This window comes from Acinetobacter populi, assembly GCF_002174125.1.
Taxonomy (GTDB): domain Bacteria; phylum Pseudomonadota; class Gammaproteobacteria; order Pseudomonadales; family Moraxellaceae; genus Acinetobacter; species Acinetobacter populi.
The window spans coordinates 527,798-543,332 of sequence record NZ_NEXX01000001.1; the positions used below are offsets into that span (position 1 = coordinate 527,798).

A 15,535-nucleotide genomic window follows, 5' to 3' on the forward strand; every position below is an offset into this window, starting at 1 on the left:
ATCTAGCAAGCATTAAAAAACACCTTATCAGAATCAAACCGATAAGGTGTTTTTTTGTTTAATACGTCTATTCAGACCTATTGAAATTAATTACGACCCGCACGTTTACGTTCATTTTCAGTCAGGTAACGTTTACGGATACGAATTGATTTTGGTGTTACTTCAACCAGCTCATCATCTTCGATAAACTCAAGTGCCTGTTCAAGCGTATATTCAATTGCAGGGACCAAAGTCAAGGCATCATCTGTACCGGATGCACGCACGTTGGTCAATTGTTTAGCTTTGGTTGGGTTGACAACCATGTCGTCTGAACGAGAGTTAATCCCTACAATCATACCTTCATACACTTCCAGCTGTGGTTTGGCAAACAAACGACCACGATCCTGTAAGCTAAATAATGCATAACCCAAGCAAGTTCCTGCTACCATGGAAATTAATACACCATTTTGGCGTTTCGCAACGGTACCTTGTTTTACCGGACCATAATGTGAAAAGCTTGATGTCATGATCCCTGTACCGGAAGTCATGGTTAAGAATTCAGAACGGAAACCGATCAGACCACGTGAAGGTACAGTTGCCTCAATACGGATACGACCTTTACCATCGACTTCCATATTGGTCATTTCGCCTTTACGGTGACCCATTTGTTCCATTACAGCACCTTGATGTTGTTCTTCCACATCAAAAGTCACGTTTTCATATGGCTCTTGTTTTTCACCATCAATTTCCTTGATGATTACTTGTGGACGTGATACGCCCATTTCAAAGCCTTCACGACGCATATTTTCGATCAATACGGAAAGGTGAAGTTCACCACGACCAGACACCTTGAAACGGTCAGGGCTATCGGTATCTTCAACACGAAGTGCCACGTTGTGAATCAACTCACGATCCAAACGTTCACGAATATTACGTGAAGTCACAAATTTACCTTCTTTACCAGCAAACGGTGAGTTATTCACTTGGAATGTCATCGATACAGTTGGTTCATCAACAGACAATGGTGGCAATGCTTCAACATTTTTCGGATCACAGATAGTATCGGAAATATTTAATGCATCAATACCTGTGATACAAACGATGTCCCCTGCTGATGCTTCTTCCACATCCACACGTTCCAGTCCATGGTAACCCATGATTTTCAGGATACGGCCATTACGGGTTTTACCTTCTTTGTCGATCACTGTAACTGGTGTATTTAATTTCACCGAACCACGCTGAATACGACCAACACCAATAACACCAACAAAACTATTATAGTCCAGTGATGAAATTTGCATCTGGAATGGACCATCAGCATCAACTGCTGGTGGTTCAACGATATCCACAATTGTTTCAAACAATGGTGTCATATCTGCGGCAAGTTCTTCAGGCGCAGGGCCAGCAACACCACGTAAGCCTGAAGCATATACGATTGGGAAGTCTAACTGTTCATCAGTTGCACCAAGGTTATCAAACAGGTCAAACACCTGATCGATCACCCAGTCTGGACGCGCACTTGGTTTGTCAACCTTGTTGATAATTACGATTGGTTTTAAACCACGCGCAAAAGCTTTTTGTGTCACAAAACGAGTTTGTGGCATTGGGCCTTCTTGTGCATCAACCAACAGTAATACACAGTCAACCATAGACAGTACACGTTCTACTTCACCACCAAAGTCGGCGTGTCCCGGGGTGTCAACGATGTTGATACGGTAAGTGGTATCAGTACGTTTATCCAACCAAGTAATAGATGTATTCTTTGCAAGAATGGTAATCCCACGCTCACTTTCAAGCGCATTCGAATCCATGACACGCTCAATCTCGCCCGCTCGGTCACCAAGTGCACCAGACTGTTGTAAAAGTTTATCGACTAATGTGGTTTTACCGTGGTCAACGTGCGCAATAATTGCGATGTTACGAAGATTTTTAATATCTGACATGGACTTTGAATGCTACCAAAAAATTTGAGGACAAATTATACAGCAAAAAGCATAGTCTTGAGTAGTGACAGTTTCACGACATTTTGACCAGTTTTCATAATTTTTATGTTTTTTTCTTTCTCATTGACGGGCTCTCCTTTAGAATACGCTGTTTTCGCTACCACAATGTATTTTTTACATGACTGAATTATCTCAAGATTCCTCTAAACACGATCTAATTTACGGCATTGATGCACGCCCTAGACCACTCGCAGCTTTTTTTGCAGCATTACAACATTTACTTGCGATTTTAGTGCCGATTGTGACGCCGGGTTTGCTCATTTGTGGTGCTTTGGGTGTCCCCGCACATGAAACCACCATGATTTTATCGATGTCGCTAATGATTTCCGGAATTGCAACTTTTTTACAATGCAAACGCGTCGGACCATTCGGTGCGGGATTACTGATTGTACAAGGCACCAGTTTTAATTTTATTGGTCCGATCATGGCGATTGGTTCAGTGATGATTGCCAATGGCACGCCTTATCAACAGGTCATGGCTGCAATTTTTGGTGTGGTGATCTGCGGCGCATTTATTGAAATGGGTGTGTCACGTATTCTGCCCTGGATCAAGATGCTGATTACTCCACTGGTCACCGGTATTGTGGTGTTACTCATCGGATTAACCCTGATCAAAGAGGGACTGATCAGTATGGGCGGGGGTTACGCTGCGTTGGGCGATGGCAGTTTTGCCAATAGTGATAATATCATCATGTCATGTAGTGTACTGGCAATTATTATTCTATTGAATCGTATTTCAATCATCTGGATTAAAAGCTCGGCTATTTTAATTGCCTTGGTAATCGGGTATATTCTCGCAGCCTTTATGGGGCATCTGGATTTTACTGCCCTTGGTCAGGCACCCACTTTTCAGTTACCAACACCTTTGCATTTTGGCTTGAGTTTCTCCTGGTCATTGTTTATTCCACTCGCCTTTATTTATCTTGTGACCTCACTGGAAGCGATTGGAGATATTACTGCCACCAGCAAGATTTCCAAAGAACCCGTGAGCGGACCAATTTGGATGCAACGGATCAAAGGCGGTGTACTGGTCAACGGTGCAAATTCTTTTCTGGCCGGCATATTCAATACCTTTCCAAGTTCGGTTTTTGCCCAGAATAATGGTGTCATTCAACTGACTGGTGTTGCCAGCCGTTATGTGGGGCTATGGATTGCCGCAATGCTGATTATTTTGGGTTTATTCCCTAAAATCGCAGCCGTGGTTCAGGCAGTACCACAGGCGGTTTTGGGCGGTGCTGTGATGGTCATGTTTGGTGCAGTTGCTGCTTCCGGGATTAATATTCTGGCCGGGATTAAACTGGATCGACGTGCCTTGTTAATTATTGCCGTATCATTAGGTTTAGGGCTTGGTATTGCACAGGTGCCGGACTTTTTGAAACATATGCCCGAGATTATCCGTAATATTTTTAGTTCGGGTGTGGCAACCGGCGGCATCGCTGCATTGATTCTGAATTTCGTTTTACCAGATACAAAATCTGAATAAAGTATTTAATTAAGCATTTGTAATGAAGCTTTAAAACTGAGGTGTGTAACGATGGATGCAAAAAGTGAAGTGCTTCTACGGCAACCTGAACTATTTTCAGGCAATATTTTATTGGTCAATCCACCTCAGGATCAACTTAGCCAATCACTAGATGCGACAATTTCGATCTGGAGCTGGAACTTTGCCGACCATCAATACTTTTTGCAATCCGGTTATCACAGTGTATTTGATATTGTCCCGCCACAGCAATCCTTTGATCAGGTGATTATTTTTATTCCCAAAGCCAAAGAATTACTCAACTATGTGCTTGAACATTGCGCTGCAATATTAGGACAGGATAAACCGATTTTTCTGGTGGGTGAGAAAAAGGCCGGCATTGAAGGTGCAGCAAAACAATTACAGGCTTTTGCTAAGCCTGTTAAAATTGATAGTGCACGTCATTGTCAACTCTGGCAAATCAAAATCCAGCAGCAGCATCAAGTAAAACCGCTAGAGGCATGGCTTAAACATTATCAATATACATTTAACCAGACCCATCTGGATATTTGTGCTTTACCTGGTGTATTTAGTCAGGATCATCTGGATATTGGAACACAACAAATTCTGCCATTTTTAGCACAGGTCAAAGCAGGAAAAATTCTGGATTTTGGCTGTGGCGCAGGAATCATCTCTGCCATATTGGCAAAATTAAATCCCAAAAATCATATGACTGCGGTAGATATTGATGCTTTTGCCTTACATTCTACACAGCTCACCTTTGCCAGAAACAATCTCACAACCCAGCTGACCACCATTGCCATTACTGATATTCGGGATGTTGATGATCGTTTTAATGCGATTGTCAGTAACCCACCCTTTCATCAAGGGATCAAAACCCATTATCAGGCCAGTGAAAACCTCTGCCAATTTTCAAAAAATCTATTAAAACCTGCCGGGGAATTATGGATTGTGGCTAACCGTTTTCTAAATTATCAGCCGTTTATCGAAAACAGCTTTGGGCATTGTCAAATTAAATCTGATCAAAACGGTTTTAAAATTTTTTATGCCAATAAAAAGTAATCTTCATCAGGACGATCTATGACTGACACTTCAAATCAGCATTTACAACGTAAATTAAGTGCACGCCATCTGAATATGATTGCCATTGGCGGCTCAATTGGTACCGGCCTATTTCTTGCCTCTGGTTCGACCATTGCCACTGCGGGGCCCGGCGGTGCATTGCTGGCATATGCCCTGATTGGTGTCATGATCTACTTCTTAATGACCAGTCTGGGTGAATTGGCAACACATTACCCAAGTTCCGGTGCATTTTTTACCTATGGCAGTAAATATGTAGATGAAGGCTTTGGTTTCGCGCTAGGCTGGAATTACTGGTATAATTGGGCAATCACAGTGGCATTTGAACTGGTCGCAGTACAATTTATCATGAAGTTCTGGTTTCCGGAAATTGCTGGCGTGTGGTGGAGTGTGATCTTCCTTGCCATTATTTTTGCCATCAATGCCATGACCGTCAAAGGCTTTGGTGAAAGTGAATTTTGGTTCTCCATGGTTAAAGTGGTTGCGATTGTCGTCTTTATTGTCATTGGTTTATTTACCATTGGCAAAATCATGCTGACGCCAGATGTGAGTGTTCTACAGAACTGGAGCTATGGTGATGCACCCTTTGTCGGTGGTTTACAGGCCATGATCGGGATTGCCATGATTGCAGGATTCTCTTTTCAGGGCACAGAAATGGTTGGTGTTGCTGCGGGAGAATCCAAGGAACCTCATAAAACCATTCCTTTAGCCATTAAACAGATTTTTTGGCGCATTTTGCTGTTTTATATCCTGTGTATTTTTATCATCGGTACTTTGATTCGTTATGATAATCCACTACTGATGCATGCCGCAGAAACAGACAACGTGGCACTCTCACCATTTACCCTACTCTATGAACAGGCAGGATTTGCATTTGCAGCCAGCGTCATGAATGCGGTGATTTTGACCGCTATTCTCTCTGCGGGAAATTCCGGCATGTATTCTTCCACACGTATGCTATACGACATGGCACATCAGGGACGAGCACCCAAAATCTTTGCTCGTCTTGATCATCGCGGTGTACCCATGAAAGCCCTGTACGCCACGACACTGGTTGCTGCACTTTGCTTCCTGACAACATTCATTGGCGAACAAACAGTGTTTAACTGGTTACTCAATACTTCCGGTATGTGTGGATTTATCGTTTGGTTAGGCATTGCGATTTCCCATTATCGTTTTCGTAAAGGTTATTTGGCACAAGGCTTTAAGCTAGATGATCTGGCATACCGTGCACGTTTTTTTCCCTTTGCCCCGTGGTTTGCATTTATTCTGTGCTCAATGATTATTCTTGGACAAAACTATCAGGCATTAACTGAGGGTAAAATTGACTGGTTAGGTTTACTGTCAACCTATATCAGTATTCCACTGTTTTTAATCATTTGGTTAGGTTATAAATGGAAGAATAAAACCAGAATTATTCCTTATCAACAGATGGATGTCCGTCCATTAAAAATTGATGAGTCATAAGCTTGTTCTAATCAGCTTAAAATATGGTTAAAATGATAACTATATTTTAAGCTTCAAATTTAAAATGCTGTAATGCTTCTGCGGTCATCGGTTTGGCAAAAAGAAATCCCTGTAATTGCTGACACCCCAATTTAATTAATATTTCTGCCTGCTCAGATGTTTCTACACCCTCTGCAGTTACAGTCAATCCGAGCTTTGTCGCCAGCTCGATAATACTGGCCAAAATTGTTTCTTCTTTAGAATCTGCAATTAAATTGGTAATAAATTCTTTATCAATTTTCAACTCATCCAAAGGCAAATCTTTTAAATAAGAAAAACTTGAATATCCTGTACCAAAATCATCAATAGCGATTTTTATCCCCATTTTACGCAATCGTTCAAAGCTTTTAACACTTAAATCAATATCACGCATTGCCGTAGTTTCGGTAATTTCAATCGAAAGATGTTCTGGATTAATCTGGTAAGTTTGTAATGCATGTTCCAAATTTTCAAATAATGCATGATGTTCAAACTGCAATGCGGAAAGATTAATTGCAATCGGATAAAACGGCTGCTCACTTTTTTCCCATACCTGAATCTGATAACACGCCTGCTGCAATACCCAATATCCGATGGGAATAATTAATCCGGTTTTTTCAGCTTTATCAATAAATAAATCCGGCCCCAGTATACCGAGTTTCGGATGCCGCCATCGGATTAACGCCTCCACACCACATAATTGTTTTTTATCATTAAATTTTGGTTGATATAACAAAATAAATTGTTTTTCCTCAACAGCTTTATATAAATCATTTTCCAGTAAAAGTTCACTTTTCAGATGCTGAGCATCTAGTGTTTCGTTATAAACACGATAAGCATTTCTGCCCCGTTGTTTGGACGAATACATGGCAATATCGGCATTGACCAATAAATCCTTATAGGTCACGCCATGCTGTGGATAGAGTGCAATACCAATACTTGCAGAAATCGTTACCTTACGCCCACCAATCAAATAGGTGTGCTGAATCAAGTCCAAAGCATTTTGAGCCATATTAATGGCTTCATTGAGATGCGTTTCTTCAATAATAAATAAAAATTCATCACCGCCAATTCTGACCAGTTTATTTTTATGATTTAACAAATTTTGCATACGTTGTACAACCGCAATCAAGAGTTGATCACCGATTTCATGTCCGAACGCATCATTCACCACTTTAAAACGATCAAGGTCTATATATAAAATGGCAATTTCTTTTCTGGATTTTCGATGACTTGCAATTAACTGCTTAACATATTCTTCTACAAAATTACGATTGGGAAGTTTGGTTAAATGATCCTGTATGGTTAATTGTGCCAATTGTAAATTTAATTTTTTTAAATCACGACTTTTTTGTTCTAACTTATATTCCAGTAACAAAATACATAAACTGACGATAATCACAATGAGGATTAAAAATAGAACAATATAAAATAAATCCTTATAACTAACGTAATTTAAATATTGTAACCGAATGGTCGCTAAAAGATCCAGATAATTTCCTTGTCGGTTGATATAATACATACCAACAATCCCTAATATAAAAGGCAAAACAATCATGCCTCTGATAATTTTTTTACCCTGATATTTAATTTTGTATTTATCATATAATAAAAATGAAATTGCCGCCCCCACAGAAACAGCAAAAATTGAAAATAAAAGTACTGAAGGATTTAAAATAGTATTCTGATCTAATATTTTAAAACTCATTAACCCCATATAATGCATTATATAGGTACTTATACCGATCAGTAATGAACCAAAAATTAATCTAATATAAGAAAAAATAATACGTGTATTTAACCAAATTGCCAAAGTGTACATAAAAATAGTGATTAATAATGAAAAGAGTAAAACTCTATAATCAATTCCATCATTTATTGATAAAGGACAAAATAAAATACTAATCGTATTAACAAGCCAAATTAAAAAAGAAAATAGCATGCCAGAAATAACGATACTTAGATTATTTTTATAGACCTGTTCTTTTGCAAATGATGTTTGAACCAGTCCAAGCGTGGCATAACACAGCAAAAATGTAATTACTGTAGAAAGTATACTGAGAGAGAGATCACAATTAACACCATAGAACATACGTTCATCCACAAATACTTTTTGTTAGCGACGTGGGAAATAAACTAAATCACGCAGGACTTCCGATTTCTTATGCAAGATTATCAGTTGAGAAATTTCATTTACAATAGCGGTTTCTGTTTTCCTAGGCAAGTATTATTTAGTTTAAATGAACTAACTTTAAACATAAATGAGTATAAAGAGGAAGAAAATAATAAGCCAAAATTCAGCTTATGATATTATTCGAGGGCTCTGGATGATCAGTATGTTTGTATTGCGGGCTAAAATAAAATATAGGAAATATAATATTCATATAAAATAAAACCTCTGCAATAAATGCAGAGGTTTTGATAAAACCAAATATTTAAACCAATTAGTTTTTATCTTTATCGATAATTTTGTTGGCTTTAATCCACGGCATGAGCGAGGATTAGCAGAGCACCGCTCTGCCTGAGCGCAAGGCTCTAACAATCTCTAAGATAAATTTAGTTTTTATCTTTATCGATGATTTTGTTAGCTTTGATCCAAGGCATCATCGCACGCAATTTCTCGCCAGTCACTTCAATACCATGCTCGGCATTTAAACGACGACGTGCTGTCATAGATGGATAGTTCAATGCACCTTCTTGGATAAACATTTTCGCATATTCACCAGATTGAATACGTTTCAGTGCATTACGCATTGCTTCACGTGATTGGTCATTAATTACTTCTGGACCAGTAACGTATTCACCATATTCTGCATTATTTGATACAGAATAGTTCATGTCAGCGATACCACCTTCAAACATTAAATCAACGATCAGTTTCAATTCGTGTAAACATTCGAAATATGCCATTTCTGGTGCATAGCCTGCTTCAACCAGAGTTTCGAAACCTGCTTTTACCAATTCTACTGCACCACCACAAAGTACTGCTTGCTCACCAAAAAGGTCAGTTTCAGTTTCTTCACGGAAAGTTGTCTGGATAATACCAGTACGACCACCACCAACACCAGAAGCATAAGACAATGCAACATTACGTGCATTTCCTGATGCATCCTGTTGAACAGCGATCAAATCCGGTACACCAGAACCACGTTGGAATTCTGAACGTACAGTATGACCAGGTGCTTTAGGCGCAATCATGATCACGTCAAGATCTTTACGTGGTACGACTTGGTTATACAAAATAGCGAAACCATGGGCAAATGCCAAAGTTGCACCTTCTTTGATGTTTGGCTCAATCACATCACGATAAAGTTGTGACTGGAATTCATCTGGTGTCAAAATCATAACCAAATCAGCTTGTTTAACTGCTTCTGGTACTTCGGCAACTTTAAGACCAGCACCTTCTGCTTTTTTCCAAGAAGCAGAACCAGCACGTAGACCAACAGTAACATCTACACCTGAGTCTTTCAGGTTTTGTGCATGGGCATGACCTTGTGAACCATAACCGATAATTGCGACTTTTTTGCTTTGGATGATTGATAAATCACAGTCTTTATCGTAAAAAATTTGCATTTGTGTTCTCCGCTAAAATTCTGTTTAAATCTCTCCTGAACAGCACCACTGTACCTACCCTTTTCAAATCGGGAATTGAGGAGAGATTCAGGTTTATTAAATACTTAAAATCTTTTCACCACGGGCAATACCCGATACACCTGAACGTACCACTTCTAAAATGGTATTTTCCGCCAGCGCATCAATAAAGCCATCCAGTTTTTCGGTTGTGCCTACGATCTGAATGGTATAGGTATTTGGTGTCACATCAACAATTGAAGCACGGAAAATATCTGCTGTGCGCTTAATTTCCGAACGTGCTGCACCTAATGCCTTGACCTTAATCAGCATCAGTTCACGCTCGATATGTGCTCCTTCAGACAAATCGACAACCTTAACCACTTCAACCAGCTTATTCAGTTGTTTGGTGATTTGTTCAATCTTGTGTTCATCGCCATGTGTTGTCAGGGTCAGACGTGATAGGGTTTCATCTTCTGTGGGTGCCACATTCAATGTTTCAATGTTATAACCACGTTGACTAAATAACCCCACCAAACGAGAAAGCGCACCTGATTCATTTTCAATGAGTACGGAAATAATATGTCTCATTAGGTACGCTCCCCTTTATGTAACCACATATCCTTCATAGATTGACCAGCAACCTGCATTGGATAAACATGTTCGGTACGATCAACCATGACATTGATAAATACACATTTGTCATTGATGTTCATGGCTTGTTCAAGCTTCGCTTCAAGTTCATCAGCATGATCAATCTGAATACCAATATGACCATAAGCTTCCATTAACTTAGGAAAATCAGGTAATGATTCAACATATGAACTGGAGTGACGACCTTCGTAGTTCATGTCTTGCCACTGTTTTACCATACCGAGCGCGCGGTTATTCAGACATAAAATTTTGACATTCAAGCCATATTGCTTACAGGTTGAAAGTTCCTGAATACACATTTGAATAGATGCTTCACCCGTAACACAAACCACTTGCTGATCCGGTTTGGCCAGTTTGGCTGCCATTGCATACGGCAAGCCGACCCCCATAGTTCCCAGACCACCAGAGTTAATCCATTGACGTGGATGTTTGTATTTATAATACAGCGCAGCAAACATTTGATGCTGCCCAACATCAGAAGTAATAATGGCATCACCATGTGTTACCTTATATAAGGCTTCAATCACCTGTTGTGGCTTCATTGAATTGTCAGTGGCATGTTGATAACGCAACCCATGTACTTTGCGCCATTCATCAATCTGCTTCCACCAATTGGCAATCGCCTCACTGTTTGGTTTTGACACATTGAGCTGTTTCATTTGTGCCAGCATTTCCTGTAATACAGGTTCAACTGCACCAACAATTGGAATATGCGCTGCAATGGTTTTGGAAATCGTTGCCGGATCAATATCAATATGAATCACGCGGGCATTGGTACAGAATTTTGCAGGATTGTTGGTCACACGATCATCAAAACGTGCACCAATAGCAAAAATCAGATCGGCATTATGCATGGCCATATTGGCTTCATACGTGCCGTGCATCCCCAGCATACCAATAAACTGCTGATCATCACCCGGAAAACCGCCCAAACCCATCAAGGTATTGGTCACTGGGAAACCGAGAATATGTGCAAGTTCGGTTAACAATGCTGATGCATTGCCCTGTACCACACCACCACCGGAATAAATTACCGGACGTTTTGCGGATAAAAGCTCATCAATGGCTTTACGAATCTGACCTGAATGACCACGATTTGGTGGCTGATAAGAACGTAACTTAACTTTCTCAGGATATTCGTAGGCGAATTTTTCCGCTGGATTGGTGGCATCTTTTGGAATATCAACCACAACAGGACCCGGACGACCACTGGCAGCAATATAAAATGCTTTTTTAATAATCGAAGGAATTTCACTCGCGTGACGCACCTGGAAACTATGTTTTACGATTGGACGGGAAATCCCCACCATATCAGTTTCTTGGAATGCATCTTCACCAATCAAATGACTTGCCACCTGACCAGAGAGGATCACCATCGGAATGGAATCCATGTATGCAGTCGCAATCGGTGTGACCGTATTGGTTGCGCCCGGACCTGATGTGACCAGTACCACACCGGTTTTGCCTGTGACGCGGGAATAGGCATCTGCCATGTGACCAGCAGCTTGCTCGTGCCGCACCAGATAGTGATCAATTTTATCTTGTTGAAATAGCGCATCGTAGATATGTAATACTGCGCCGCCTGGATAACCAAAAACGTGTTCAACACCTTCGTCCGCCAAAGCACGAACGAGCATTTCTCCACCAGATAGAAGTTCCAACGTATTCACCCTAGACTTTCTGGATATAACAAAACAGTTTTGTTACATCATATTCATAAACAGTTTTGACAGGCTGATACCAGCTGTCGGATTCAGATTTAGATAATTTTTACCGTGACAGTAAAACACATATATAGGAAATGTAGTAATGTTAGTCTACACTTCTTAAAGAGCAATTTTGGGATGTAAAACATACTCTTATCAATCATCTGCCCGTCTAGAGCCCAGATGTTTATCACGGCTATGTTTTGAATTCGAAGGGTGATCGAATCAATACATAAAACTAAAGCGAGCATTTTTGATGCTATCGACCCGAAAGTCAAGCAAAATAACGGTTTTTTCAAATGAATTATAGCAAATACTCAGCCATACTCAGAATGACAATATTTCCGCCGCAAGAAAATAACGCCAGCACCGTGATAACCCATAAAATTTATGCGAAATAAATGTATTCTTGATCAATTTCATTTAAAATAAAATGCAACGGCATATATCTTAATCCTCCGAGAGCATCGCATCATGTCATTACAAAAAAAACAGATTATTTATTGCGTACTTGGCTTTTTTTTATTTATTCCCTTCCATAGTTATGCGCAAAATTTTTATAAATGGGTAGATGCCAATGGCTCTACACATTATACCGCCACGCCACCGCCCAAAAATGCAAAAAAAATAAGTAAAGTAGCCACCTACAATGATACGCCAAGTGGCAGTAGCTATATTCCACCAGCAAAAAATGCAAATGCAGAAGTACCACAACAACAAACACCATCGGGTAATCCAACACCTGCCAACCAAAACGAACGTATTCCTTTACCATCACAACAGCAAAATTCAGGCACGAATCAACCATTGATCATTCAGAACAATAATACTGCGCTTTAAGCTGACATAATTTATAAAAAATGCGCAGGATTCAACCGAATGACAGCGCATTTTTTTTGATTTTGCGCTATGCTGTGCAACAAAATTTTTGATGTTAATTTGACTTAAGTTATGACTACGACGCACATTGATCCCGAATATCAAGCGAATTCGATTGAACCCCAAGTCCAGCAAGACTGGGAAGATCGCAAAGTATTTAAAGTTGCAGACACTGTGGAAGGCAAACATCGCTACATCCTATCGATGTTCCCTTATCCAAGTGGCAAACTACATATGGGACATGTGCGTAACTATACCATTGGCGATGTCATTAGCCGTTTTCACCGTTTAAAAGGCGAAACAGTCCTACAACCGATGGGCTGGGATGCTTTTGGCTTACCCGCCGAAAACGCAGCAATTGCCCATAAAGTCGCACCGGCAAAATGGACCTTTGAAAATATCGATTACATGCGTAATCAGCTCAAAAGTCTTGGTTTGGCAGTTGACTGGGATCGTGAAATTGCCACCTGTACCCCTGAATATTATCGCTGGGAACAATGGTTATTTGTCCAGCTCTATAAAAAAGGTCTGATTTATCGCAAGCTGTCTACAGTCAATTGGGATCCTGTTGATCAAACTGTACTTGCCAATGAACAGGTGGTCGATGGTCGTGGCTGGCGTTCTGGTGCACTGGTGGAAAAACGTGATATTCCCATGTATTACTTCCGTATCACCGACTATGCACAAGAATTACTGGACGATCTGGAACAATTAAAAGATGGCTGGCCACAACAAGTATTGACCATGCAACGCAACTGGATTGGACGCTCCGAAGGTATGGAAATCACCTTCCCTTCTGCTGACACTTCAATCTACGCAGACAGTTTAACCGTTTATACCACTCGCCCGGATACACTGATGGGCGTGACCTATGTTGCCGTTGCTGCCGAACATCCAATGGCATTAAAAGCTGCCGAAAGCAATCCTGTACTTAAAGACTTTATCGAAGAATGTCGTATGGGTTCAGTGGCGGAAGCAGATCTAGCGACTGCCGAGAAAAAAGGCATGGCAACCGGACTTTTCGTCAAACATCCGGTGACAAGCGAACAAGTGCCAGTCTGGATTGCCAATTATGTGCTGATGACCTATGGTTCTGGTGCAGTCATGGCAGTCCCTGCACATGATGAGCGCGACTTTGAGTTTGCCAATAAATTTAACTTGCCGATTAAACAGGTCATTGATGCCAAAGGTGCTGATGATATTGACTTTGATGCGACACAATGGCAGGAATGGTATGGCAGTAAAGATGGAACCTTGGTTAATTCTGGTGAATTTGATGGCTTAACCTTCCAACAAGCCTTTGATGCATTTATCACCAACCTTGAACCACAACAGCTTGCCAACAAGAAAGTACAATTCCGCCTACGTGACTGGGGTGTTTCCCGCCAGCGTTACTGGGGTTGTCCAATCCCGATGATCAATTGTGAACAATGTGGTCAGGTGCCTGTTCCGGAAGATCAATTACCAGTGGTTTTACCAACTGATGTTGTGCCTGACGGTTCAGGTAATCCATTGGCAAAAATGCCGGAATTCTATGAAACCACCTGTCCGCATTGCGGCGGTGCTGCCAAACGTGAAACCGATACGTTGGATACCTTTGTTGAGTCTTCATGGTATTACGCACGTTATGCTTCGCCAGATTACACGACAGGGATGATTAAACCAGAAGCCGCACAAACTTGGTTACCTGTCAATCAATATATTGGTGGTGTTGAACATGCCATCTTGCATTTATTGTATGCGCGTTTCTTCCATAAACTGATGCGCGATGAAGGGGTGGTACAGGGTAACGAACCTTTTGCCAATTTATTGACTCAAGGCATGGTGCTGGCAGATACCTTCTACCGTGAAGATGAGGCTGGCAAAAAAACTTGGTATAACCCTGCCGATGTTGAGCTTGAACGTGATGAAAAAGGCCGCAGCATTTCTGCCATCTATAAGGCAGATGGTCAGCCTGTGGTCATCGGCGGTCAAGAAAAAATGTCCAAATCCAAAAATAATGGCGTCGATCCGCAAGCCATTATTAACCAGTATGGTGCCGATACTGCACGTGTCTTTATGATGTTTGCTGCGCCACCAGATCAATCACTGGAATGGTCAGATGCAGGGGTTGAAGGTTCCAATCGCTTCCTGAAACGAGTATGGCGTTTAAGCGCAAACTTTCTTGAAAAAGATAGCAATGCCACCACACTGGATACAGCAAATTTATCCAAAGATGCACAGGATTTACGCCGTAAAGTCCATGAAACGATTGCCAAGGTGAGTGATGATATCGAGCGTCGCCATGCCTTTAATACCGCAATTGCAGCGCAGATGGAATTACTGAATGCCATTTCCAAGTTCGAGGCAAAGTCCGACACTGACCTTGCGGTAGAACGTGAAGCGATCATTACCCTATTAACTTTACTGGCACCGTTCGCACCGCATTTAAGCCAAACCTTATTGGCAAAATTTGGTATCGACCTCACCACGACCTTGTTCCCTGCTGTTGATGCATCTGCATTGACTCGAAATACCCAAACCATTGTGGTACAAGTGAATGGTAAACTTCGTGGTAAATTGGAAGTTGCAATTGATATCACCAAGGAAGATTTATTGGCACAGGCCAAAGCCTTACCTGAAGTACAGCAATTTTTAACCGGTCCAACCAAAAAAGAAATTGTGGTGCCGAATAAACTGGTAAATTTGGTGGTTTAAAA

10 protein-coding genes are annotated in these 15,535 nt (G+C 40.9%); 5 read left to right on the top strand and 5 right to left on the bottom strand.

Features of this window, described 5'->3' with window-relative positions; translation table 11 throughout:
* Positions 1-86 precede the first annotated feature (86 nt).
* On the bottom strand, positions 87-1,922 hold the full coding sequence (gene typA, locus CAP51_RS02370) for a translational GTPase TypA (RefSeq protein WP_087619147.1): 1,836 nt from the start codon (positions 1,920-1,922) through the stop codon (positions 87-89).
* Between the two features lie 178 nt (positions 1,923-2,100).
* On the opposite strand from typA, the gene CAP51_RS02375 reads away from it, so the two are divergent.
* Genes CAP51_RS02375 through CAP51_RS02385 form a run of 3 tightly spaced genes read left to right on the top strand, consistent with a single transcriptional unit; the run spans position 2,101 to position 6,009 of the window.
* Complete coding sequence (locus CAP51_RS02375; protein ID WP_087619148.1) at positions 2,101-3,465, top strand: uracil-xanthine permease family protein; 1,365 nt, start codon at positions 2,101-2,103, stop codon at positions 3,463-3,465.
* Between the two features lie 51 nt (positions 3,466-3,516).
* Complete coding sequence (locus CAP51_RS02380) at positions 3,517-4,524, top strand: methyltransferase (RefSeq protein WP_087619149.1); 1,008 nt, start codon at positions 3,517-3,519, stop codon at positions 4,522-4,524.
* A gap of 18 nt (positions 4,525-4,542) precedes the next feature.
* Positions 4,543-6,009, top strand: coding sequence for an amino acid permease (locus tag CAP51_RS02385; RefSeq protein ID WP_087619150.1), 1,467 nt, complete (start codon positions 4,543-4,545; stop codon positions 6,007-6,009).
* A gap of 46 nt (positions 6,010-6,055) precedes the next feature.
* On the opposite strand, the gene CAP51_RS02390 is transcribed toward CAP51_RS02385, so the two are convergent.
* The 4 genes from CAP51_RS02390 to CAP51_RS02405 all read right to left on the bottom strand — a co-directional run bounded on the left by CAP51_RS02390 (position 6,056) and on the right by CAP51_RS02405 (position 11,912).
* A complete protein-coding gene (locus CAP51_RS02390) occupies positions 6,056-7,549 on the bottom strand; it encodes a putative bifunctional diguanylate cyclase/phosphodiesterase (RefSeq protein WP_171294713.1) in 1,494 nt (497 codons plus the stop codon).
* A 1,034-nt stretch (positions 7,550-8,583) separates the two neighbouring features.
* A complete protein-coding gene (ilvC, locus tag CAP51_RS02395; RefSeq protein WP_087619152.1) occupies positions 8,584-9,600 on the bottom strand; it encodes a ketol-acid reductoisomerase in 1,017 nt (338 codons plus the stop codon).
* A gap of 96 nt (positions 9,601-9,696) precedes the next feature.
* Positions 9,697-10,188 (bottom strand): acetolactate synthase small subunit, encoded by a 492-nt coding sequence (gene ilvN / locus CAP51_RS02400; protein WP_087619153.1) that lies wholly within the window; start codon positions 10,186-10,188, stop codon positions 9,697-9,699.
* Entirely contained in the window at positions 10,188-11,912 is a 1,725-nt protein-coding gene (locus tag CAP51_RS02405; RefSeq protein WP_087619154.1) for an acetolactate synthase 3 large subunit, read from the bottom strand. The genes ilvN and CAP51_RS02405 overlap by 1 nt, the downstream gene beginning before the upstream one ends.
* A 519-nt stretch (positions 11,913-12,431) precedes the next feature.
* On the opposite strand from CAP51_RS02405, the gene CAP51_RS02410 reads away from it, so the two are divergent.
* Together CAP51_RS02410 and leuS are read left to right on the top strand one after the other, a co-directional pair.
* Positions 12,432-12,797: a DUF4124 domain-containing protein gene (locus CAP51_RS02410; protein ID WP_087619155.1), complete on the top strand. Its 366-nt coding sequence runs from the start codon at positions 12,432-12,434 to the stop codon at positions 12,795-12,797.
* 111 nt (positions 12,798-12,908) lie between these two features.
* On the top strand, positions 12,909-15,533 hold the full coding sequence (leuS, locus tag CAP51_RS02415; RefSeq protein ID WP_087619156.1) for a leucine--tRNA ligase: 2,625 nt from the start codon (positions 12,909-12,911) through the stop codon (positions 15,531-15,533).
* Positions 15,534-15,535: the final 2 nt, after the last annotated feature.

What these genes read in the sequence shown, in the direction of transcription:
- typA (WP_087619147.1), bottom strand. Translation starts at nt 1,922, where the DNA reads ATGTCAGATATTAAAAATCTTCGTAACATCGCAATTATTGCGCACGTT.
- CAP51_RS02375 (WP_087619148.1), top strand. Translation starts at nt 2,101, where the DNA reads ATGACTGAATTATCTCAAGATTCCTCTAAACACGATCTAATTTACGGC.
- CAP51_RS02380 (WP_087619149.1), top strand. Translation starts at nt 3,517, where the DNA reads ATGGATGCAAAAAGTGAAGTGCTTCTACGGCAACCTGAACTATTTTCA.
- CAP51_RS02385 (WP_087619150.1), top strand. Translation starts at nt 4,543, where the DNA reads ATGACTGACACTTCAAATCAGCATTTACAACGTAAATTAAGTGCACGC.
- CAP51_RS02390 (WP_171294713.1), bottom strand. Translation starts at nt 7,549, where the DNA reads ATGTATTATATCAACCGACAAGGAAATTATCTGGATCTTTTAGCGACC.
- ilvC (WP_087619152.1), bottom strand. Translation starts at nt 9,600, where the DNA reads ATGCAAATTTTTTACGATAAAGACTGTGATTTATCAATCATCCAAAGC.
- ilvN (WP_087619153.1), bottom strand. Translation starts at nt 10,188, where the DNA reads ATGAGACATATTATTTCCGTACTCATTGAAAATGAATCAGGTGCGCTT.
- CAP51_RS02410 (WP_087619155.1), top strand. Translation starts at nt 12,432, where the DNA reads ATGTCATTACAAAAAAAACAGATTATTTATTGCGTACTTGGCTTTTTT.
- leuS (WP_087619156.1), top strand. Translation starts at nt 12,909, where the DNA reads ATGACTACGACGCACATTGATCCCGAATATCAAGCGAATTCGATTGAA.